General features: G+C 39.2%; 23 protein-coding genes. 20 read left to right on the plus strand and 3 right to left on the minus strand.

What is annotated here, in order from left to right:
* Positions 1–161: 161 nt before the first annotated feature.
* Positions 162–1,397: an MSMEG_0569 family flavin-dependent oxidoreductase gene (locus tag DKG80_RS17510; RefSeq protein WP_109832674.1), complete on the plus strand. Its 1,236-nt coding sequence runs from the start codon at positions 162–164 to the stop codon at positions 1,395–1,397.
* A 156-nt stretch (positions 1,398–1,553) separates the two neighbouring features.
* Here the strand turns inward: DKG80_RS17510 and DKG80_RS17515 are convergent, their stop codons facing one another.
* Positions 1,554–2,312, minus strand: a complete 759-nt coding sequence (locus DKG80_RS17515; protein WP_109832675.1) for a LuxR C-terminal-related transcriptional regulator — start codon at positions 2,310–2,312, stop codon at positions 1,554–1,556.
* 263 nt (positions 2,313–2,575) lie between these two features.
* Between DKG80_RS17515 and DKG80_RS17520 the strand changes: the two genes are divergently transcribed.
* From DKG80_RS17520 to DKG80_RS17550, 7 genes are read left to right on the plus strand one after another with little or no spacing between them, the layout of a single operon-like run.
* On the plus strand, positions 2,576–3,058 hold the full coding sequence (locus tag DKG80_RS17520; protein ID WP_109832676.1) for an MSMEG_0572/Sll0783 family nitrogen starvation response protein: 483 nt from the start codon (positions 2,576–2,578) through the stop codon (positions 3,056–3,058).
* A 2-nt stretch (positions 3,059–3,060) separates the two neighbouring features.
* Entirely contained in the window at positions 3,061–4,062 is a 1,002-nt protein-coding gene (locus DKG80_RS17525) for a Nit6803 family nitrilase (RefSeq protein WP_109832677.1), read from the plus strand.
* 10 nt (positions 4,063–4,072) lie between these two features.
* Positions 4,073–5,206, plus strand: coding sequence for an MSMEG_0568 family radical SAM protein (locus tag DKG80_RS17530; protein ID WP_109832678.1), 1,134 nt, complete (start codon positions 4,073–4,075; stop codon positions 5,204–5,206).
* An 11-nt stretch (positions 5,207–5,217) separates the two neighbouring features.
* Positions 5,218–5,799 (plus strand): MSMEG_0567/Sll0786 family nitrogen starvation N-acetyltransferase, encoded by a 582-nt coding sequence (locus DKG80_RS17535; protein ID WP_109832679.1) that lies wholly within the window; start codon positions 5,218–5,220, stop codon positions 5,797–5,799.
* On the plus strand, positions 5,799–6,767 hold the full coding sequence (locus DKG80_RS17540; RefSeq protein ID WP_109832680.1) for a sll0787 family AIR synthase-like protein: 969 nt from the start codon (positions 5,799–5,801) through the stop codon (positions 6,765–6,767). Before DKG80_RS17535 ends, DKG80_RS17540 begins: the two co-directional genes overlap by 1 nt.
* Complete coding sequence (locus DKG80_RS17545) at positions 6,767–7,045, plus strand: MSMEG_0570 family nitrogen starvation response protein (protein WP_109832681.1); 279 nt, start codon at positions 6,767–6,769, stop codon at positions 7,043–7,045. The genes DKG80_RS17540 and DKG80_RS17545 overlap by 1 nt, the downstream gene beginning before the upstream one ends.
* Positions 7,046–7,076: 31 nt before the next feature.
* A complete protein-coding gene (locus DKG80_RS17550; RefSeq protein ID WP_109832724.1) occupies positions 7,077–7,970 on the plus strand; it encodes a methylenetetrahydrofolate reductase in 894 nt (297 codons plus the stop codon).
* Between the two features lie 43 nt (positions 7,971–8,013).
* On the opposite strand, the gene DKG80_RS17555 is transcribed toward DKG80_RS17550, so the two are convergent.
* A complete protein-coding gene (locus DKG80_RS17555) occupies positions 8,014–8,619 on the minus strand; it encodes a hypothetical protein (RefSeq protein WP_109832682.1) in 606 nt (201 codons plus the stop codon).
* Between the two features lie 413 nt (positions 8,620–9,032).
* Positions 9,033–9,851, minus strand: coding sequence for a VanW family protein (locus tag DKG80_RS17560; protein ID WP_109832683.1), 819 nt, complete (start codon positions 9,849–9,851; stop codon positions 9,033–9,035).
* Between the two features lie 325 nt (positions 9,852–10,176).
* Here DKG80_RS17560 and DKG80_RS17565 point away from each other — a divergent pair, with 325 nt between their 5' ends.
* The 12 genes from DKG80_RS17565 to DKG80_RS17620 all read left to right on the plus strand — a co-directional run bounded on the left by DKG80_RS17565 (position 10,177) and on the right by DKG80_RS17620 (position 21,387).
* A complete protein-coding gene (locus tag DKG80_RS17565) occupies positions 10,177–11,646 on the plus strand; it encodes an NADase-type glycan-binding domain-containing protein (RefSeq protein ID WP_109832684.1) in 1,470 nt (489 codons plus the stop codon).
* Position 11,647: 1 nt separating this feature from the next.
* Positions 11,648–12,268, plus strand: coding sequence for a M15 family metallopeptidase (locus DKG80_RS17570; protein ID WP_109832685.1), 621 nt, complete (start codon positions 11,648–11,650; stop codon positions 12,266–12,268).
* Positions 12,259–13,725, plus strand: a complete 1,467-nt coding sequence (locus DKG80_RS17575; RefSeq protein WP_162555959.1) for a hypothetical protein — start codon at positions 12,259–12,261, stop codon at positions 13,723–13,725. Before DKG80_RS17570 ends, DKG80_RS17575 begins: the two co-directional genes overlap by 10 nt.
* Positions 13,722–14,327, plus strand: coding sequence for a Crp/Fnr family transcriptional regulator (locus DKG80_RS17580; protein ID WP_109832687.1), 606 nt, complete (start codon positions 13,722–13,724; stop codon positions 14,325–14,327). Before DKG80_RS17575 ends, DKG80_RS17580 begins: the two co-directional genes overlap by 4 nt.
* A gap of 128 nt (positions 14,328–14,455) precedes the next feature.
* Complete coding sequence (locus DKG80_RS17585) at positions 14,456–14,944, plus strand: GlcG/HbpS family heme-binding protein (RefSeq protein ID WP_109832688.1); 489 nt, start codon at positions 14,456–14,458, stop codon at positions 14,942–14,944.
* Between the two features lie 15 nt (positions 14,945–14,959).
* The gene (locus DKG80_RS17590) at positions 14,960–16,186 is read left to right on the plus strand and encodes a stress protein (protein WP_109832689.1); all 1,227 of its coding nucleotides are present in this window, start codon (positions 14,960–14,962) and stop codon (positions 16,184–16,186) included.
* A 23-nt stretch (positions 16,187–16,209) separates the two neighbouring features.
* On the plus strand, positions 16,210–16,593 hold the full coding sequence (locus tag DKG80_RS17595; RefSeq protein WP_109832690.1) for a Dabb family protein: 384 nt from the start codon (positions 16,210–16,212) through the stop codon (positions 16,591–16,593).
* Positions 16,594–16,758: 165 nt separating this feature from the next.
* Positions 16,759–17,127, plus strand: a complete 369-nt coding sequence (locus tag DKG80_RS17600; protein ID WP_109832691.1) for a hypothetical protein — start codon at positions 16,759–16,761, stop codon at positions 17,125–17,127.
* A 137-nt stretch (positions 17,128–17,264) separates the two neighbouring features.
* Positions 17,265–17,948 (plus strand): glycosyltransferase family 2 protein, encoded by a 684-nt coding sequence (locus DKG80_RS17605; RefSeq protein WP_109832692.1) that lies wholly within the window; start codon positions 17,265–17,267, stop codon positions 17,946–17,948.
* 59 nt (positions 17,949–18,007) lie between these two features.
* Positions 18,008–19,402: a cellulose synthase family protein gene (locus tag DKG80_RS17610; protein WP_317048737.1), complete on the plus strand. Its 1,395-nt coding sequence runs from the start codon at positions 18,008–18,010 to the stop codon at positions 19,400–19,402.
* Positions 19,395–20,669, plus strand: a complete 1,275-nt coding sequence (locus DKG80_RS17615; RefSeq protein WP_109832694.1) for a glycosyltransferase family 87 protein — start codon at positions 19,395–19,397, stop codon at positions 20,667–20,669. The genes DKG80_RS17610 and DKG80_RS17615 overlap by 8 nt, the downstream gene beginning before the upstream one ends.
* The gene (locus DKG80_RS17620) at positions 20,662–21,387 is read left to right on the plus strand and encodes a TIGR04282 family arsenosugar biosynthesis glycosyltransferase (protein WP_109832695.1); all 726 of its coding nucleotides are present in this window, start codon (positions 20,662–20,664) and stop codon (positions 21,385–21,387) included. Before DKG80_RS17615 ends, DKG80_RS17620 begins: the two co-directional genes overlap by 8 nt.
* The last annotated feature ends 28 nt before the right edge of the window (positions 21,388–21,415 follow it).

Raw genomic sequence — 21,415 nt, forward strand, 5'->3', positions numbered from 1 at the left:
GCTCAAAATTTTGAGCGGCAAAGGTAATTAGAATCTTCAGAGCTTGCTATTGGGGATAGTAAAGTATCTCTGAGTCAGAGCAACATTGAAAATCACCTTTTTAGGCGATTGACCTCGATTACCTCACTTCATAACTTGCATTCATATTAAAATCATAGATTATGAAGAAGCATTATCCAGTCATTATCGTAGGAGGAGGGCAAGCCGGTTTAGCGATTAGTTATTGTTTGAAGGAGAAGGATATTGATCATATTATTTTTGATAAGGGGCAAGTAGGAGACTCTTGGAGGCTACATAGATGGGACAATTTTACCTTAGTAACGCCCAATTGGCAGTGTGAACTACCAGGCTATAAGTATTCAGGGGACAATCCTAAGGGATTCATGAATAGAGATCAAACTTATGAATTTGTAAAAGGATATGCTGATATGTTTAACCCTCCTTTGGAAAATGGAGTGACTGTAACCTCCGTGGACAAAGTGGGTGATATCTATGAAGTACAAACATCTATGGGAGATTTCACCTCGCAAGAGGTAGTCATTGCAAGTGGTGCTTTTCACAACCCTTTGATTCCTCCAGTGGCTCATAAGCTACCAAATACTGTTAAAAATGTACATTCTTCAGAATATAAAAATGCAAGTCAATTACCAGAAGGGGGAGTAATGATTGTAGGTAGCGGGCAGTCTGGTTGTCAGATTGCAGAAGACCTGCACCTTGAAGGAAGAAAAGTTCATTTGTGCGTAGGAAATGCCCCGAAGTCTCCTCGAAACTACAGAGGTAGAGACGTGGTAGAGTGGCTAGACCAAATGGGCTATTATGAGAAGTCAATCGATACTTTTCCAGACCCTGTGGCGGTAAGAAGAAAAATCAATCACTATGTCACTGGTAGAGATGGAGGTAGGGAAATAGACCTTAGAGCATTTGCACTGGAAGGAATGAAACTCTACGGATTGTTTAATGATGTCAAAGATGGTGAGATCCATTTTGGAAATAATCTAAAAGAAGACTTGGATAAGGCAGATGCAGCTGCTCAAAGTATCAAAGACCGAATAGATGAATTTATTGCGACTAATAAAATTGAGGCACCGATCGAAGAACCTTATGTTGCGCCTTGGGAGCCAGAATCAGATATATCAAGTATCGATATTGCAGAATCAGGGATTACTTCTGTGATTTGGTGTATTGGTTTTACTCCTAATTTCAAATGGCTAAAATTGGATGCATTTGATCAAACAGGGTATCCTCGTGGACATCGTGGTGTTTCGGATATAGAAGGGTTGTATTTTTTGGGCTTCCCTTGGATGCATACTTGGGGATCAGGTAGGTTTAGTGGTATTACTCAAGACGCGTGGTATTTGTCTGAGCAAATTGCTGAACGATTGTTGATAGAGCAGTAGTCGGTTTCGCACTAAGCGTAGAATTTGAAATTGGTATATAAGTATCAGTTAACTAGATAATTTAATAGGGGTAGTTTGACGGGAAGTCATAGCAAAACTATCAGCGGCAATCTTTGAAAAGGTTGCCTTTTTTGCTGTCATTTAACAATGATAGATCTAAATGTATCCGTACTCTGAGGCGAAAGAGATTAAATCAATAGTCTTGTTGACATTAGCTTTTTTCATCAGGCTTTTACGATGGGTATTGACAGTGTTGACACTCACAAATAGAACGTTAGCAATTCTTGAGCTTGAATATCCTTTGACTAGAAGTCCTAATACTTCAAGTTCTCTTCCACTAAACAATTCCTTATCACCAAGCTCCTTATCGTTGACATATTGGTCAAAAAGGTGCGCATCAGGACCGTATACTTTCCATTTGATTTGATTAGTTGGGTTAAAAAGTGAGACATCAGTACACTGACTTACGAATACTTCCACTTCATTGTCATCATTGACGATAAGTGGTTTAATAGTTCGTAAGAGCGGTATATAAGTACCATCAGCTTTTCTAATTCTAAAGTTCATCTGTAGAGAATGAAGAGTCTGGTTGATTTGTTCCTTATTGTAGCAGACAAACTTTCTGTAAGCCTTAGAAAGCTTCAAATACATAGTGAGGTCAGCAGGATGAATGTGCTTGATGAAAAAGTCAGCAGTCAGTTCTTCAAAATTGTAGCCCAGAGCAATTTGTATCCCTTTCTTATAAAACCTTCTTTGTACTACATCCTGTAGATACATAAATTGATTGGGTTGCAGTCGAGCCTCACGCAAAAAATTCTTTGCTTTGAAACTGTTCGCATCTTCGACTTTAAGTAGTCCCTCAAAGAATCGTTGCTCATCCGTATACCCCATATTGAACAAATTGAATGCTTCCATACTGACGACTTTTGGTTTAATAAAACTCTCTTTTTTAACTCCTTGAGAATTAAATGAGTTGTAATTGATAACTGGTTTTTATTTGTAATTCAAAATTCTAAAGAAAAAACATGTTAAAACCTGCGTTCCTCCATAAAACACTTCTTATCACCTAAATTTCACCATTTTAGGTGATAACATCCGATTGGACCGCTCTCTATATTTGATTTCATGAATGGCACGGTGCTCGTTCATTTTACAATTACACAATCAAATATAGAATTATGCCAAAGGTTGATTTACCATTACACAAAGATGGAGATTACTTCGTAGACTACGAAGAGAAAGTATTTGAAGACGTCAAAGCAGAAGAAGGTGAAAAGGCGCTAGTAACCTTTCACACGGTTGCATTTGAGGGATCTATTGGTCTAGTAAACATCCTATCTGCCACTAGATTATTAAGAAAAGGATTTGATACATCTATCCTGCTTTACGGTCCGGGTGTGACATTAGGTTTACAGAGAGGTTTTCCAAAAATCGGTGACGCAGCATTTCCAGGTCATTTAACATTTGCTGAACGTTTGACAAAGTTCATGGATGAAGGAGGTAAAGTATACGCGTGTAGATTCGCCTTACAAGCGCTATATGGTCACGGAGAGCCTTCATTATTACCAGGAATCACACCTATTGCTCCTCAAGATGTATTAGACATTATCCTATTGCATAGAAAAGACAATGCATTTGTAATGGATACTTGGACGCTATAATCATGTTCAAGAAAGAAATAGTAAAAGCGGCTGCAGTACAAATCAGTCCAATTATTGACGATGTAATGGCCACCACCTACAAGGTGGCCGATTACATCAAGAAGGCAGCGAGCCAAGGTGCGGATATTGTTGTATTTCCAGAAACGTTTATTCCAAACTACCCCTATTTCTCTTTCATTAAGCCACCAGTAATGCAGGGTAAAGATCACTTGAGGCTATATAATAATGGAGTAGTGGTTCCGGGACCTGTGACAGATTTAATCGGTGAAGCTGTTAAGGAAACAGGCACGGTTGCAGTTATTGGAGTAAATGAATTAGACGGTGGGTCTATATACAATACACAATTGGTTTTCGATGCTAACGGTGAAATCGTACATAAGCGTAGAAAGATCACACCTACTTATCATGAAAGAATGGTCTGGGGACAAGGCGATGGTAGTGGACTCAAAGCAGTAGATACAGCAGTTGGTAAAGTAGGAGCACTGGCTTGCTGGGAGCATTACAACCCTTTGGCTAGGTACGCACTGATGACAGAAGGTGAGCAAATTCACTGTGCTCAATTCCCAGGATCTATGGTAGGACAAGTTTTTGCTGATCAGATGGAAGTTACTATCAGACATCACGCTTTAGAGTCTGGATGCTTCGTGATCAACTCTACAGGTTGGTTAGGGCCCGATCAAATAGAGTCATTGACGAGTGATAATCAACTCCAGAAGGCACTAATAGGAGGTTGTATGACGGCTATTATTTCGCCAGAAGGCAAACATTTATGTGACCCCATCACAGAAGGAGAGGGAATAGCGATTGCTGACTTAGATATGAAACTGATCACCAAACGCAAGAGAATGATGGATAGTACAGGGCACTATGCAAGACCAGAACTGCTGTCTCTACAGATCGATAAATCCGCTCACCAGATGGTATATGAAAAGAACGAAGGAGCTTCAACTGCTTCACCCAAGCCTGTTACTGAAAAAACTGAGTCGGTCATTTTAGAATCTTAAAAGTATATCTATGAATACAATGGTTACATCCCAGATAGATACGAACACTATGCTCCGATTACAGTCTCAGGGCATTAGAATGAAGAGTGAAGGTAATACGGCTAATGGTCGTAAGGGAGGTGCTGGCCCTTCTGATCATAAAGCAATCAATCTGGCAGGTCAAACTATTATGGTTCCCACGTATAATCATGAAAGTCAAGATTCGCCCTTTTGGGCTACTGAGCCTAATGAACTGGGTGTATCGATATTGTATGATAAGGATGATAAGTTAGGTTCGATTACTTTTCCGCATCAACCAAACTTTTATGCCAAGTCTACTTCTGATGGTGTTCCACTATGGAAAATAGCAACCCTTCACAGTAAAGATGTATTGGCCACAACAGTACTACAAAACTGTATCAGGTACAATGACAAAGAAACCTCGTGTCAATTTTGTGCGATTGGAGAATCTCTGAAAGCGGATAAGACGATAGCTTATAAGAAACCTTTTCAATTGGCTGAAGTAGCTAAAGCAGCAGTAGAACTAGACGGTGTTTCTCAATTTGTCATGACGACAGGCACTCCTAATACTAAAGATCGTGGAGCTTCACTGCTTTTGGAAAGTGTCATCGCTGTCAAAGAAGCTGTAGATATTCCCATACAGGTACAGTGTGAGCCGCCAAACGATTTTAGTTGGTTTCAAAAATTAAAAGATGCTGGTGCTGATAGTATAGGCATGCATATCGAAGGAGCGACTCAGCGTACTCGAGACGAGATCATGCCTGGCAAAGCAACAGTTACTTTGGACTATTATGATCGTGCTTTCGAAGCCGCAGTCGAGGTGTTTGGAAAAGGACAAGTCAGTACATATATATTGGCAGGGCTAGGTGATACCCAAGATGAAATAATCGATAAATCTAGATCACTTATAGATCTAGGAGTTTATCCATTTGTTGTACCATTTGTGCCTATAGTAGGTACCCCTTTAGAGAACCTAGCTTCTCCAAATGCAGCCTTCATGGAACCAATCATGGCAGAAGTCGGAGGGCTGTTGTATGAAGCGGGTATGACCTCTGAAACTGTGAAAGCAGGGTGTGCCAAATGTGGGGCTTGCTCTACTCTCAAGTCATTTGAAAAACAAAGGGAACTACTCAAAACTGCATAAGGAAATAGCCTATGATTATCGAGACACCAAAAACATATAAGTTCAACTACATCAGTTTTGACTACCCACATGAACCGTGGGATCAAAAGTGCTATTGGAACCTCAGAAAAAATGTATTCTGTAAGGAGCAAAAGATCTTTTCGGATAGTGATCGAGATATTATAGATGAACATGCGATACCTATAGTAGCACTAGATGAATGCATGGGCATAGTCCACAATGTAATCGGAGCAGTTAGAATAGACGAACGGTCTCCACGAGTTTGGTGGGGAAGTAGGCTATGTGTCGACAAGGATTATCGAACACACTCTAGATTCAATACCAATTTTCTATTCTCGGATGAGCCAAAACAAATATTTACCCTATCAGTAGGAGGCGCACTGATATACAAAGCTGTCACTACGGCCAATTACTTAGGGTGTGATCAGTTCTTCGCTCATGTACAATCTCAGAATGTGAAGTTCTTCAAACGACTGTACTGGAAGGAATTGGATAAAGTAATCATTCATGGAAAAGAACACAGCCTGATGGAAGCAGACCTTACTCAGTACCCAGCTTCACCTTGGGCTAAAAAACTTGAATACGTCGCATAATGGTAATAGAAGATATATTGACCGAAGATATAATCAAGGCTGTTAGAAGCAATCCGTACGTGGTGGACAAAATGAATATCTCACGTACGTATGATAAAATAGGGTCGACAGTAAGTCTTCCCAAAACACATCACACATCTCTAATTGCTCCAAAAATTCAGTTAGGAGATGATTGCACAGCCATCCCCAATGGAGACACCGGATATACACTTTTTGCCGCAGAAGGAATGATCGATTCATTTTTGACCAAAGATCCTTGGTTTGCAGGTTACTCCGCAGTGATGGTCAACATCAGTGATATTCTATCTATGGGAGGTATTCCTACCGCATTGACAGATGTCATATGGGGAATGGATGCGATAGATATAGATGAGATCTGGGAAGGAATGAAAGCGGCCTCTATAGCCTACGACGTACCGATCGTAGGAGGGCATACCTGCTACAATAGTGAGAGCAAAGCACTAGCCGTATCTATCATAGGTACTGCCAAAAATCTTTTGACCAGTTTTGATGCGAGAGCAGGGCAAAGGTTATTGATGGCAGTTGACATGACAGGACATTATTATAAAGAATACCCATTTTGGAATGCCAGTACGACGGCCAATAGAGAAGCCTTACTTCGAAAGAAAATGGTCTTGAAAGAAATAGCTGATGAGCTACTAGCGACTGCAGCCAAAGACATCAGTATGGGAGGCTTGTTTGGTACCATAGCCATGTTGTCCAATACCAGTCAAGTAGGATTTAATATTGACTTTCAAAATATCATTCCTGCACCAGACAAAGATTGGGTGAAATGGTTGACCTCGTTTCCAAGTTTCGGATTTGTACTAACCTGTGATGAAGAAAATGTAGAAGCGATTACCAAAAAGTTTGAGTCAGAAAATGTCGTTTGCCAAGACATTGGTCTAGCCACAGCCAACCATGATATTGTTATTCAACTAATCGAAAACACTATAAAATTTAACTAATGCCAGAAGTTAACCTTAAAGTAAAATGGCCTGACAACGCAGTCAGTGATGTATATTCTCCTTCCACTATTGTTTGCCAATATTTCACAGAAGGAGATAGCATGACAGTCAAAGAGTTTGTATCCAAATGCACTACCGCTCTAGAGCATGCCAGCAAACGTGTAGAAGAAAGGTATGGGTATGCTTGTACATCTGCGATGAGTTCGATTTATACTGTTCAGAGTATAGCCAAAGATCAAGAAGGAGATAAAACAGTTGAAATACTAGAACTAACCTAAGATGTCTTACTTCAATAGTTCCTCAAATTTCATGAGTCTATTAGACTGTGACGAATACTTCGTTTCAGCTGAGTTGACGCCGCCTAGGCACTATGACTTGGCGGATTTCATGCGCAAAGCAGAAATTATTCATGAATATGTAGATGTAGTTCAAATCAATGATCATCTGCTATCTAAGGCTCGGATCAACAACATCATCCCTGGTCAGCAGTGCCATCTCTCGGAGATGGAAGTAGTACTTCAGTTCTCATTAATTCACAAAAACAAGATAGCCATTCAGGGGGATCTGTTAGCTATGGCAGCTTCGGGGTTAGAAAATCTTATCATCCTAGGAGGATACCCTTGCGCTATAGGTTCTGATCCAGATGCTACCGAAGTACATGATTTGGATGCCATTGAAGCGATCAAAAAGATCAAAAACCTTACGGATTCAGGAGAAATGTTCAATGGTGAAATTATCTCTCCACCACCTACTTTCAACATAGGTGCCATAGACTTTGCCTGTCATGGGCCTCATCTATCTAAAGGAGTAGATAGACTCGAACGTAAAATAGACGCTGGAGTAGATTTTATTCAATTACAAGCCATTTTCGAACTTGAGTCTGTCAATGAATGGATGAATGAGGTAGTGAGAAGAGGCTTAGAAAAAAGAGTGAAGTTCATAGGAGCAATATTTCCATTTGAAAATGCAGAGCGTCTTCATGCATTGACTCAGATCCCTGGATTAGATATACCACAGGATTTGATCACTAGACTGGAAAAGAACAACTGTCAAAAAGAAAGTTTAAGGATCACGAAGGAATTGGTGGCAGGGGTACGGCAAATAGAACCCATATCAGGATTACATATTCGTTCTATAGGAGCAGAAGAATGGGTGCCCAAGATTATAGAGCACTGTGGACTGAGAGGGGAAGTGGTGTATTAACTATAACTAACTAGGTTACTTAAAGTAACCTAGTTAGTTATAGTTAATCTTCGAGAGTTATTTCTTTTTCTATTTTTTCAATTTCGATTTCATGAAATTTTCGATATGTTTTTTCCCCACCAAACCAGTCTAAAACATCCGTCCTCTCCAGCTTAGAGTTTTTAGATGCAGATAGGTGAGACCAATAGGATGAATGTGGGTAGTCTTTGAAATCTTGAGTTATACCGTGTAATTGAGGGTTTTGATGAATATAGGAGACTAATCTTGAATAATATGAGTCGTTCATGATAGCAATTCTTTTGAATGGTGTCTCAAAAAGAGATCCAGAGCGATCATATACTTTGTTAATCGCTCTGGTGTAACTCTGTAAAAAGCTAGAGAAAGCATTGCTTACATACCACTCATAGCCTTTTTTAGTGTTTTTTGGAATACTCAATTCATATTCTTCTCTGACCTGAATAAGTAAGTGGTAGTGATTATCAAGTAAACAGTAAGCATAGGTTTTGACCCAAGGAAAAACATATTGAGCATACTTTTCTAGAAAAAAGTAATAGTTCTTGTCTTCGAAAAAAACTGGAGACTTATTGATTCCTCTATTGAAGATATGGTAAAACTTACCAGGCTCTAGAGGTGTTTTTCTGATTTCCATGCTCTAAAACTAACCTAACTTCTTTAACTAACGAGGTTACTCAAAGTAACCTCGTTAGTTAACATGACACACTTAACTGAATAGACCCCACATTTCGTTGAACAGACTCGCAAACTTTCGCGAAAGCTCCCTGTAGTCTGCAGCGCCACGTCGCGAACTCGCGAAACTCTCCTGCACATTGCAGCTTTGCGTCGCGAATCCGCGAAAACACCAAACAATCTGCATGGGCTCGTCGCGAATCCGCGAAAACGTCATGTAAAGTGCAGCACCATGTCGCGAACTCGCGAAAACTTCCTGCAGGCTGCACGAGCCTGTCGCGAACTTGAGTGCCTCTACATATCGGCTTGAGGTCATCGTAAGAAGGTAGGTCAGCCTACTTTGACTGTTTAGATATCATATGATAAGCTAGTTAGTTACTCACTCAGGAGAGGCTCATACATCATTATAGCATGATTTTCTACAACCACTTCATCACTTATGAGGTTTTCATGTTCATCAGTGATTTTTCTACTTAGCCTGTTGTGTCGAGTGTAGCCACCCCAGAACTGGTGCTTGATTTCATGATAATCTTCATAGACCTTATACTGGTCAGTTTGCTTTCTTTCCGAACGAATTTCTCCATGAAGCCGCTCTTCACTCAAGAACAAGTTGAGCTGGTACGCTTGATCAGTGTCATTACGAAACTGTAGGTCTACATAGTTGTAGGAAAGTGTAGCCCCACTACCAAAAGGAAGCTTACGGTTCACATCGGGAAAAACATCAAAACCATGTCGCCAGCGCTCAGTCACTGTCAGAGGTGTATGTAGCAGCATCCAATAAAGAAGGTTTCCCAACTGGCATAGCCCACCTCCATAGTCATATCCTATCTGTCCATTGCTCAGGACAAGCCCTTTTAAGTACCCTCTTTTCTTGGAAGGATTTCCGACTAAGTACCAAAGAGAGAAAGTTTGCCTAGGATGGATAACAATCCTGTTGATCTGTTTGATTGCCAATCTTAGGTTTGTGATTTTGTTGTACTGATACTGCATGTCGACATCCTTAAGAGGTCTTAGCAGCATTGAGCTATGCTCTATCACTATATTTTGAATCAACTCTTTCCGCTGTTCCTTGGAGAAATGTTTAGCCTCCTTGATCCATCGAAGCCTTCTTTTGAATATGAAATATCGCTTACCTAAGAACTTTCTTAGCTTTCCTCTTTTTTGGGGTTTCTCTACTTGATTTGTACCAGTCATTAGTTTGTTTTATCTCAGAGAGATGACTTGTTAGATTACTATTTTGACTCTGAGTAGAACATGATAAAGTCCCGAAGATAATCCGAATACCCACAGCCATGAATCGATAAGTCTTTCAAACTTAAATAATCATGACCATAGGAAGTTTTGATTGACTTATTTTACTTCGCAAACGCCTCTACTCGCTTTGAAAACGGAAGTGATTCCTATGATTACTCTTAGAGTCAGAACACAAGGGGTGAAGATGAAATGATAAGCTTATTATGATAAAGTAAGACTCATTATTATTATATGCTAAATGATCTTTGGACATAAACTTTCACAAATGAAAAATCTAATTCCTTTCTTATTGGTAACAATACTACATATCACAGCCACTGCGCAGATAGTTCAGCTAGAGGGATTGTATGCTACTTCTACCGCATTACCCCTTGAAGAAAACGCTGTAGACAACTTGTTCGATGATGATATAGAGGAACCAGTGACCTACTGGCGTACTATGAAAGGTGCAGGACCCAACGAAGGAATCATGATGTACTTTTCTGAGCCTACCTACATCGGTAGTCTAGAAATAGATGAAGAAGTAGGTGCTGAATACGCTACTAAAATCATTTATGAAGTATATGGGGATGGAAGAAGTTTTGGTTCGACAATAAGAGACATGGGAGTGAGCAAGAATATTGATCAAGAGCTTACCTCACTTTATATAAAAATAGCAGACTGTGAGGAAGTAAAGTCTATAGAGCAGGTAATCGGAGATAAGACTCATCATAGATCGATTTTCGACGCTGATAAGTCGGTCTCTATATCCGAAATTTATATGTATGGAAAAGATGACTCACGTTATAAAATACTTCCTCCTAAGACTGTCAAAGGTAAAATAGAATCTTCTTCCAGCTTGACACCCGCACTGGCATATGGTGCCACCAACTTGATGGATTCCAAAAAAGAATTTGGTTGGGCTGAAGGTAGTAATGGAAATGGCATCAATCAGAAGTTGACATTCACGACAGACGAAGAGATTACAATTTCAGCGATCAAAATATGGAACGGGTATCAGCGATCACCTTCACACTACAAGAGTAATACCCGTCTAAAAAGTTTTGAATTTGGTCTAGGAGACGGGACAGGAGCTACGCATATGATCAAGGATGAAATGTCCTCTCAAATAGTCAAGCTCAATGCGCCAATAACGGGACGTAAATTCACACTAACTGTGAAAGACATATTTCCAGGATCTAAATACCAAGATTTGGTGATCAGTGAGCTCAAATTCTTGGATGGAGATCAGCATATTATCATTTCAACCGATGCAGAAGAAAAACGCATTCGAAATACCCAGGCAAATTCGAACGCGATACTGGATAGATATATTGATAGAAATATCAGTGTTTATGCTACGGCTGAAAAACATAAAGAAACTGAAGGAGGATATTTTTATGAAGACTTTTGGAAGCAAAACAGTTTAATACTTCGCTCCAACAACACCTTTGTCATGTATGAAAGTGAAGAGTATTCTGTGGGGGAATACCGTGAAAAGGATGACTATGAAAACTCTAATTATGAATCCAAAGAGATCATAGCAGATGGAAACTGGGAATTGAAAGAATCAGGAGACGACTATGTCAAGGTAAGAATCTTTGGAAAGATCTTTACCCCTACGACCAGAGCTGAACTTTACCACGGTGATGTGACTTCTGCTAATGTTCGGATCTTTCAAGATAAGCTCACACTGACCAAGCAAAAAGTTTCAGGTGAGAGATTTGTAGAGGATATAGTAGTAATCGGAAACTGATATGAACAAACAAGCCGTCATAATTATCTGTACTGTATGTCTATATGCTACAGCCACTACTACAGCATGGAGTCAAGAAGGGAGTTTTGTAAAACTAGAAGCGTTGGACACTACCTTTCGCTATGATATGAGGTATGCTACAGCTAACAATTTTTTGAAGGAAAAAGTATATAAATGTGCAGACTGTATCATCAGAGAAGAAGTCGCAAGGTCACTGATACAGGCTAACAATTACTTCAAAACCAAAGGGCTTAGAATCAAGTTTTATGATTGCTATCGACCATTGGATGTCCAGAAAAAGATGTGGGAAGTCATGCCCAACTCTAGCTATGTAGCCAATCCTAAATACGGATCGATCCACAATCGTGGAGGAGCAGTAGATATCACACTAGTAGACCAGGCAGGCAAGGAACTAGACATGGGGACGGACTTTGACTATTTCGGAGAAAAAGCCCATCATGCCTATAGTGACTTACCCGCTCAGGTGATTGAAAACAGAAAGCTATTGAAGGTAGGCATGATGAAATTCGGATTTACGCCCATCAGAAGTGAATGGTGGCATTACAACTTTGGTACTGCTAAGAAATATGCCGTTTCAAATTTCCAAGTAGAGTGTCAGTAGTGTTACAAATAAGAACATGGCTATCCTATCATTGGTTTAGCCTATTCCTATTTTTCATATCCTTTCTATTTCGATTTTACACCTACCACAGTCACTCATCGTTCGCCAACGGCTGGGATGCATACTTCTATATCATTCAAATCAAATCTTATATAGAAGAGGGTGCCATGCACTCTAATCGACTTTCCCTTTTTTATCCCTTACTCCTAGGAGTATACTACTTAGTACAGGATTATGAATTGACCTATCAAACCATATCAGCATTGATAGTTGGCCTTTTTTCTCTCCAGCTATATCGACTAGCAGCGATTCAAAATCAAAAATCAGATGCTAAATACCTAGTAGCTGGTATTGCGTTATTCAGTCCTATGCTCACCTATGTAGGAGCACAGTTCCCTAAAAACCTTTTGGGGTTTATAGGGCTACTCTTCCTCTTAGAGTTCCTATTTAAAAAGCAATATGTAAAAGTCGCCCTGATTTTCTTAGTCAATTGTTTCATACATAAAATGACAGCAGGGCTTTCTATCGTACTAGTGGCTTTGTTTTTAGTCTTTAGGTTATTGCCTGCATATTCGAGGTATCTGTTCCTTGGAGGCATGGCTTTTCTAGCACTATTAGTAGTTTTTCCAGAGCTTTTAGCTTCATTTAGTTTTGACCGAGAAGGGTTTGCATTTAATCAAGCTTCCATTCCTAGTCTATCTTTCATAGAGCTAATGAAAGAGTCAATTTCAATTTCGTGGACTACTGAAATTGTATTGATCAACCTGTTATTCTTAGTGATACTCATCATTGCGATAGTCAAAGAAGAGACCTCTTATTACTGGTATGTCACATTCGGTCTATTTATTCTTTTGACCTTGCCTATTTTGGAGTGGTCACCTACGAGTCTCTCTTACCGTCTTTTGATGGGCTTTGTTATTATAGGTTCTCTTACCTTGTCTTACTTCAGGTTTCAAATTCGGACATGGATGAAGTATATCGGGTTCCTGCTGATGATAGTAGGTGGTGTACATACAGCTATAAGGTATCCATCTGATAAGCTGGACCCTCCCTATAATAAGTATAAAGTCTTGACGAAAAAGATTGAGGCACTTGGTGTAGAACCCGAATTACTGATTGTTCACAAGTCATTTGCAGAGTACTACACATTTAGAACGGGAAAAGACGCACTACCGTGGTTGCCGGAGTATGAACTCCCCACTTCACGACTTTGGCGAATAGCTTATGGAGTCCCCGTGAAAACAATTTATTATTATTCAGGGGAAATATTTGATTTAAATCATAAGGTTTTTAAGATTAGCCCTTGGTACTCAATGATAAGAGAGGATATTTGGAGATCCTTTATGCATAATGTCAAAGAGGATGATACCGAATTGTATAACGAACTAAACACTTGGAGAAACCCTAATACTATACGACCAAGCTATTTGATCCAGGATAAAAATCTAGTCAAATGAAAAACACTTTATCTACCGATCTCAACCTCCTAAAAAGTAACTTTTCAAAATACGTCGAACTAACAGATGCCGCTTGGGAGACCATTAGTTCTGCATTCCTAAGTCGAGATATAGCTAGACGCGAATTTGTTCTCAAGAAAGGAGAGATCTGTCGGATGGAGGGTTTCGTCATCGAAGGCTGTTTCAAAGTCTCGACGACCGATCAAGAAGGAAAAGAATCTATACTCTACTTCGCAGCGGAGGACTGGTGGCTCATGGAGATTGATAGTTTTTTGAATGCTACGCCTTCTGAGTTGTATATACAGGCGCTAGAAGACAGTAGAGTTTTATTCATCAGCAAATCGGATAAAGAAGAGCTCTATACAAAAGCTCCAGAAATAGAGCGTTTATTCAGAATCATGGCACAGACAGCTGTAGCAGCTTGGCAGAGACGTGTCGTCCGAAACCTCAATTGGAGTGCTGAAAAACGATACAGTCACTTTCTAGATACATATCCAAACATCGCTAAGCGCGTCACCAATAAGGATATAGCCAGTTACTTAGGTATTACACAAGAATTCGTCAGCAAACTCCGCAAAAAGAGAATGAAGGAAGGCAAGTAGAAGCCCGTTTCTTGAACTAGTTCAATGTTTTTCTAATAGAACCAGACAAGCTTTGTGATCGGATCAAATCATAAACCTTGTTATAGGCTTGATTTTACATCAAAACTCTATTTGAAAATATACCAAACATGAAACTAGTTTATTTCAATTTCTTCGCTACAGCTATGTTGCTTAGCTCATTTATAGGATATGCTCAAGAGCAGCTTCCAGGAGATATTACAGCAGACCAAGCGCAGTTAATCGTAAATGAAGCCAACCGTCTTTCTAAAAAAGAAGGAGTAGTAGTTAATATCGCAGTTGTAGATGCTGGAGCCAACTTAAAGTCATTCTTGAGAATGGATAATTCCTATCTAGGAAGCATTGATGTAGCCATCAAGAAGGCTAAAACAGCCAGATATTTCAATGCACCTACTGGTGAAATTGGCAAAATCGCACAGCCGGGTGGAGCTATTTATCACATAGAACATTCCAATGATGGACTAATCACTTTTCCAGGAGGAGTTCCGATTTACAATTCAGCAGGTTATATTATAGGAGCAATTGGTATCAGCGGAGGTACTATAGAGCAGGATCATGACATTGCTACTGCTGCATCCAAAATCATTTTGAAGAAATAAGATAAGCCCATATTTATGTACAAGCCATTTTGGATTTCTACTCTGCTATTGCTTTTGGTAGGAGTCACACAAGCACAACCTAAACACACTTACGATCATCCCAAGTATGATATAAATGAGGTCAGTAGAGTAAGTACTTCACAGAATACAGTCACTTGTATCATCTATGAGATAGATTCAAAGCACTTTGCTTATTCAGCGGGAGACGGAAATAAAATAGACGTATTCAGTGTAGGCGAAAAAGCCAAAATGAAACCGCTGGCTAGTTATGTAGTCACTGGAGGTAAGAAAACTATCAGAGGGCTAGTAGCTGATACCATAGACGGCCAAGACTATCTATTTGCTGGACTCAAAGGAGGGAATGCTATCGAAGTTTTCAAGATAAATAATGATGGAACACTCAAAAGTGTTTTCGTAATAGAAGATACCCCAGAGACGTATCTAGGAACTATTATTACGCTGCAAGTCATCCATATGAAAGAAGCCTCTTATCTATTTGCTGGGGGATTGGAAAGACCTACTCGCGGTATGTCTTCTTTCAAGATCGGCAAAGATGGAAGTTTGACACATGTCAAATCAATTGCTGATAATCAGGAGATATTTACAGATGGGATTATAGGTATGTCCATTCATCGTATAGACGGACGAACTATCTTGATGACTGGAGGTTTCCATGACAATGGTCTAAGTAGCTGGGAGGTATTTGAAGATGGAACATTCAAGAATATCAGCAATATCGCAGATAGTGATACGAGATTTCTCAATGGTACTTATCCAGTTATTTCAAGTTCGATTCAGGGGTGGAATTTCGTAGTGGTAGGTCATAGACATCATAGCTATTACAAACCTACTCCTTGGGTGAAAGATCGTAAATCATACTATTATCATGGAGATGCAGTAAGTGTTTTTATGCTGAATAAGGAAGGAGAATTGATCCCTCGATCAGTATTTATCGATGACAATGAGACTATGATCCAAGCGCAGACTAGGTTACATAGATTACCTATTGACGAATATTATGATTTGATCGCAGTGGCTACTCGCGACAATCGAAGTATCCAATTATTTGCGTTGACTCAGCAAGGTAGACTATACGATGCTGGTAAAATAAAAACAGGACTTCCTGTATACTATGGTTTAGCTGGACAGGTGATCAATGATCAGCTTTACTTATTCATTGGGTCTGTAGCAGGTAGTGAATTTGTATCCTATCGACTGGACAGAATAAAAGAAAAAGATTAAAAACAGTATAACTTCAATTAATTATGAAACTCAACTATTCATTAATAGCAGCGACTCTACTTTTTTCACTGACGATCATTTCGTGTAGTGAGTCTAAAAAACCAGTACTACGTCACGTAGTGGCATTTACATTCAAGCAAGAGATCACTCCAGAGAGACAGGAGCAGGCTATCAAAGATTTTATGGCTCTTAAAGATCAAGTACCTGGTATCATTAGTTTCGAAGGTGGTAAAGATGTCAGTGTTGAAGGTTTTACTAAAGATTTGACTCACTGCTTCACTGTGACTTTCAAAGACAAAGAGTCTAGAGATAACTATATTCCACATCCAGCTCATCTAGCACTAGTAGATAAGAACAAACCATTGATGACAGATCTTTTGGTTTTGGATTACTGGGGAGAGGAATAATCAGAATATTTTAAAATGCCAGTAACATGTCGGGTTACTATGGGGCATGCTTATTTAAGCATGCCTCTTTTTTTATAAGTAGGCACAAGTTCTTTTGAATTCAGAACTTGTCTTGAAAAGAAGCGAAACTTTAAGAACTTTGCAGCCTTAATTTTATACTTCGCGATGAATAACGATCCAGAACTAAGCGGTAAATATCTAGGTACAATCTCTTCAGATTTTGTAAAGGTTTGTGACAATCTAAAAGAAGCTTCTTATCAAATCAGGTCCAGAGGATTTTCAGAATACCCAATATTTCCAGTGTCCAAGGATAACCTCCCTCTAGGTCAAGCTTTGATCAAAAAAGGTGAAATGGAAAATGAATGGAATTATCATGTGACGTACATCGATGAGTTCATTCAGAGAGATATTGTACCAGAAGAAAGCCTCAAAGATTTCCAAGAAGCCTATAAAGATGCAGATGAATTTTGTTGCTTATTCGTTGTAGATGAGAAGTTTACCAACTTTGTATTCATTCCTTACCCAAACGATTGAACTAAAAAGCAAAGTTCTCTGTTATAGCTAGTCAAATTAGCAGCAATGGCGAAAAATAGATCTTCAGTGCGAAGAGATTTCTTTAAATCTTCAAAGGATTTAAGTAACTCAGGTACTCAATTCACAGCAGCATACGAATGACAGTAGACGTCATCATTCCAGTACTTAATGAACAAAATGCAGTAGGCCTAGTCATCGATGATATACCAAAGGCTTTGGTAAGAAATATAATCGTAGTAGATAATGGTTCTGTGGATGATACTCCAATTGTAGCAGAAGAGAAAGGTGCTATCGTATTGCATGAGTCCCAGCAGGGCTATGGTAAAGCCTGTCTGAAGGGAATAGATTTCATCAAAAGTCAAGACGAAAAACCAGATGCAGTTGTCTTTTTGGACGGTGACTATAGTGACTATCCCGAACATATGACTGAACTGATAAAAGAGATTAAATCAGGAAGTGAATTAGTCATAGGCTCTAGAGCATTAGGGGACATGGAATCTGGTGCTATGACAGTTCCTCAGGTCTTTGGAAATTGGTTAGCCACTAGAATGATAAGTGTTTTCTATGGATATAAGTTTACTGATTTAGGACCGTTCAGAGCTGTAAGGTTTGATAGTCTTTTGAAAATGAATATGAAGGATGAGAACTTTGGCTGGACAGTAGAAATGCAAGTCAAGGCTACTAAACTTAAGATGAATACAACCGAAATTCCTGTGAACTATAGAAACCGAATAGGTACATCAAAGATATCTGGTACTGTCAAAGGAACTATTCTAGCAGGGCATAAGATTATCACGACAATTTTGAAGGAAATATGGTAGTAGCTTGGATAATAGTGGGAGTGTACTGTGGATGCTTGCTATTCGTATTTATGTTTAGCATGAGTCAGTTACATCTGACCTACTTGTACCTCAGATCCAAAAAGAAAAAGCAGTCTGTCCCTGAACTGAAAAACTACCCTATGGTAACAGTTCAGTTGCCAGTATTCAATGAAAAGTATGTTATCGAAAGACTAATCGATAGTGTAGTTCAGCTAGACTACCCTAAAGACAAATTAGAAATCCAAGTTCTAGATGATTCTACAGACGAAAGTATAGAACTAGCAGCTAGAAAGATCAAAGAATACCAGTTACTTGGTTATAATATCCAACATATTTTTCGCAGTGATAGAGTAGGCTTCAAAGCTGGTGCATTGGCGTATGGGACTAAAAGTGCTAAAGGAGAATTCTTAGCAATATTTGACGCGGACTTTGTGCCTGACCCTAGTTTCTTAAAAAGAACAGTTCCATATTTTGAGAGTTCTAAGATTGGATGTGTTCAAACTCGCTGGTCTCATTTGAACAAAGACTATTCAGTACTGACTAAAATGCAAGCATTTGGGCTTGATGCACATTTTACTGTAGAACAAACTGGACGAAACTCGGCACAGAGTTTTATCAATTTCAATGGGACAGCTGGTATCTGGCGCAAGGCTTGTATCGAAGATGCTGGCGGTTGGTCTGCAGATACTTTAACGGAAGATTTAGACCTTAGCTATCGAGCACAGCTCAAAGGTTGGAAGTTTCAGTATGCTGAAGATGTAGAATCACCTGCAGAACTTCCGGTAATTATGCCAGCTATCAAATCCCAGCAGTTTCGATGGAACAAAGGAGCGGCAGAAACTGCTCGCAAGAACTTAGGAAAGGTATTGCGCTCAGATAGAACATTGATGACTAAGTTTCATGCTTTCTTTCATCTCAACAACAGCAGCGTTTTTCTTTATCTGTTTGCAGCTGCCTTGCTAAGTATTCCAGTATTGTTGATTAAGGTTGAAGACCCTGTTTTTGATTCATTGAAGGCTTTTGGGCATTTTTTATTCTTTGGCTTTTTATCGGTCACTGCATACTTTTATACATCTACGCAGGTGCTCGGTCTAGAGCATCCCAAACGATACTTTTTCAAAGTGTTTCCTGTGTTTTTAACTATATCGCTTGGTTTGTCTTTTCACAATTCATTGGCAGTAGCCGAAGGCCTTCTGGGTAAGAAAACTGCTTTTATCCGAACTCCGAAATTCAATATTCTTTCCAAAAAAGATAGTTGGATAGGTAATAGGTATATTAAACTGAGACTGGATTGGCAGACTATTGTCGAAGGGTTACTAGCTTGCTACTTTGGATTTGGTATCCTTATGGCATTCCATATGGATGATTTTATCATGATCATTTTCCATGTAATGCTGACACTTGGCTTCTCTGCTATCTTTGTACATTCTATCAGAGCACTGAGGCATGCTTAAAAAAGTCATCGGGGTACTACTACTTAGTTTAGGGATCATTTTGATTCATTATTATGTACCTCGTGATCAAGGATGGAGGCTTATAGGTGCCTATATAGTTTCGTTTTCTGGATTTCTTCTATTATCCAAAATCCAACTCAAATTCAAACAAGTCTTTATTATAGGGATAGTAGTTAGGCTGCTTCTATTTTTCGGGACGCCTAGTCTCTCTGATGATTTTTACAGGTTTGTATGGGATGGACAATTGATCCATGAAGGAATTCATCCTTTTTCTTCTATCCCGTCTGAGCTCCATACCAAAGGATTGATCCAGCAAGATGAAATGTATGATTCTCTTAACTCTAAAGATTACTTTACCATTTATCCTCCAATTAGTCAGTTAGTCTTCTGGCTTTCTGCTAATGGTAATAGCTTGTCGATCTCTGTGTTAATCATGAGGTTTGTTCTTCTGGTGTTTGATCTGGGAATAATGATCATACTCTGCTTGCTCATTAAATATGTCCACAGAATATCATGGTATGCACTCAATCCACTAGTTATTCTTGAGCTGGTAGGAAACCTACACTTTGAAGGAATAATGCTGTTCTTCGTATTATTATCAATTTACTCTATTAGCCAAGGTAGGGTAATGTTGTCGGGTGCTAGTATAGGGTTGGCTATATCAGTGAAGTTGGTTCCACTGATATTGATACCTGCTTTTTTAAGTCAATTGGATTGGAAACGATTTTTTGAATTAGTTATCATAACTACTTCTGTTGTTATTCTATGCTTCATTCCATTATGGAATGCCTCTTTGGTTCATGGCATGATGAACAGTTTAGACTTGTTTTTTAGAAGCTTTGAGTTCAATGCAAGTATTTTCTTTTTGGTTAGATTCATTGGGTTTAAAGTAGTGAATTACGACATTATTCAAGTAGCTAGTCCAATATTGACAATCGTTGGAGGGCTTTTGATACTAGTGTATTGTCTCACGAGATATGGTAAAAAAGATGCATTAGCATTGACGTTTACTGTAGTCTGGGGTATTCAGTTGCTCGTAGCGACCACCGTGCATCCGTGGTACATAGTACCTCTTATCGGACTATCAGTTATCACAGGTTACCGTTTTCCTCTAGTTTGGTCTTTCTTTATTTTTCTGAGCTATTTAGGGTATACAGCGAATGGATATGAACATCCTTTTTTGATGATTGGTATTGAATATTTAGCAGTTGGGTTAGCTGTATTCTATGACATTGTACAATCGCGAAAACACCTTTCAAATGTCTGACAGTACACTAATCATATTCATCAAGAATCCAGAGCTGGGTAAGGTAAAAACTCGACTGGCAAAGGATATTGGAGATGAAAAAGCACTACATATCTACAAGATGCTTTTGGCACATACTCGTTTGATTACACAAAATCTTCCTGTCCAGAAGCAGTTACATTATTCTTCCAACATTACCGAGACGGACTCATGGAAAAAGTATGACAAGTACGTTCAAATAGAAGGTGATTTAGGTCAAAAAATGAGTCATGCATTTGCCACTGTCTCTCCTTCGAGTCAGAAAATAGTAATCATCGGAAGTGATTGTGCTGAATTGACAAGTGAGATTCTCCTACAAGCCTATGCTGCTTTGGATGACAATGATTTGGTAATCGGTCCAGCTAACGATGGAGGGTATTACTTGCTAGGGATGCAAAAGCATCATTCAGAGCTCTTTGATGAAGTAGAATGGAGTACTGAACGAGTTTTTGATCAGACCATAGACAAAGCGAATAAGATAGGGCTATCTATTTTTACTCTTCCAGAGTTGGTCGATGTAGATACCAAAGCTGATTGGGATTTGGTTAAGTCAAACTTTGAATTTCCTGAATATCCAGCACAGCAAGAGGAGGGTAGACACTATTATTTTGAAAATGGCTTTCTAGTATTTACCGAATTATATCACTTGATGCGTGGTAATTGCTGTGGTAGTGGATGCAGACACTGTGGGTATCGGTAGTTGTATTTTACCGTTTGTGCATTTCTTT

Origin of the sequence: Reichenbachiella versicolor (assembly GCF_003171675.1) — a bacterium.
In the GTDB taxonomy this organism is placed as follows: Bacteria; Bacteroidota; Bacteroidia; order Cytophagales; family Cyclobacteriaceae; genus Reichenbachiella; species Reichenbachiella versicolor.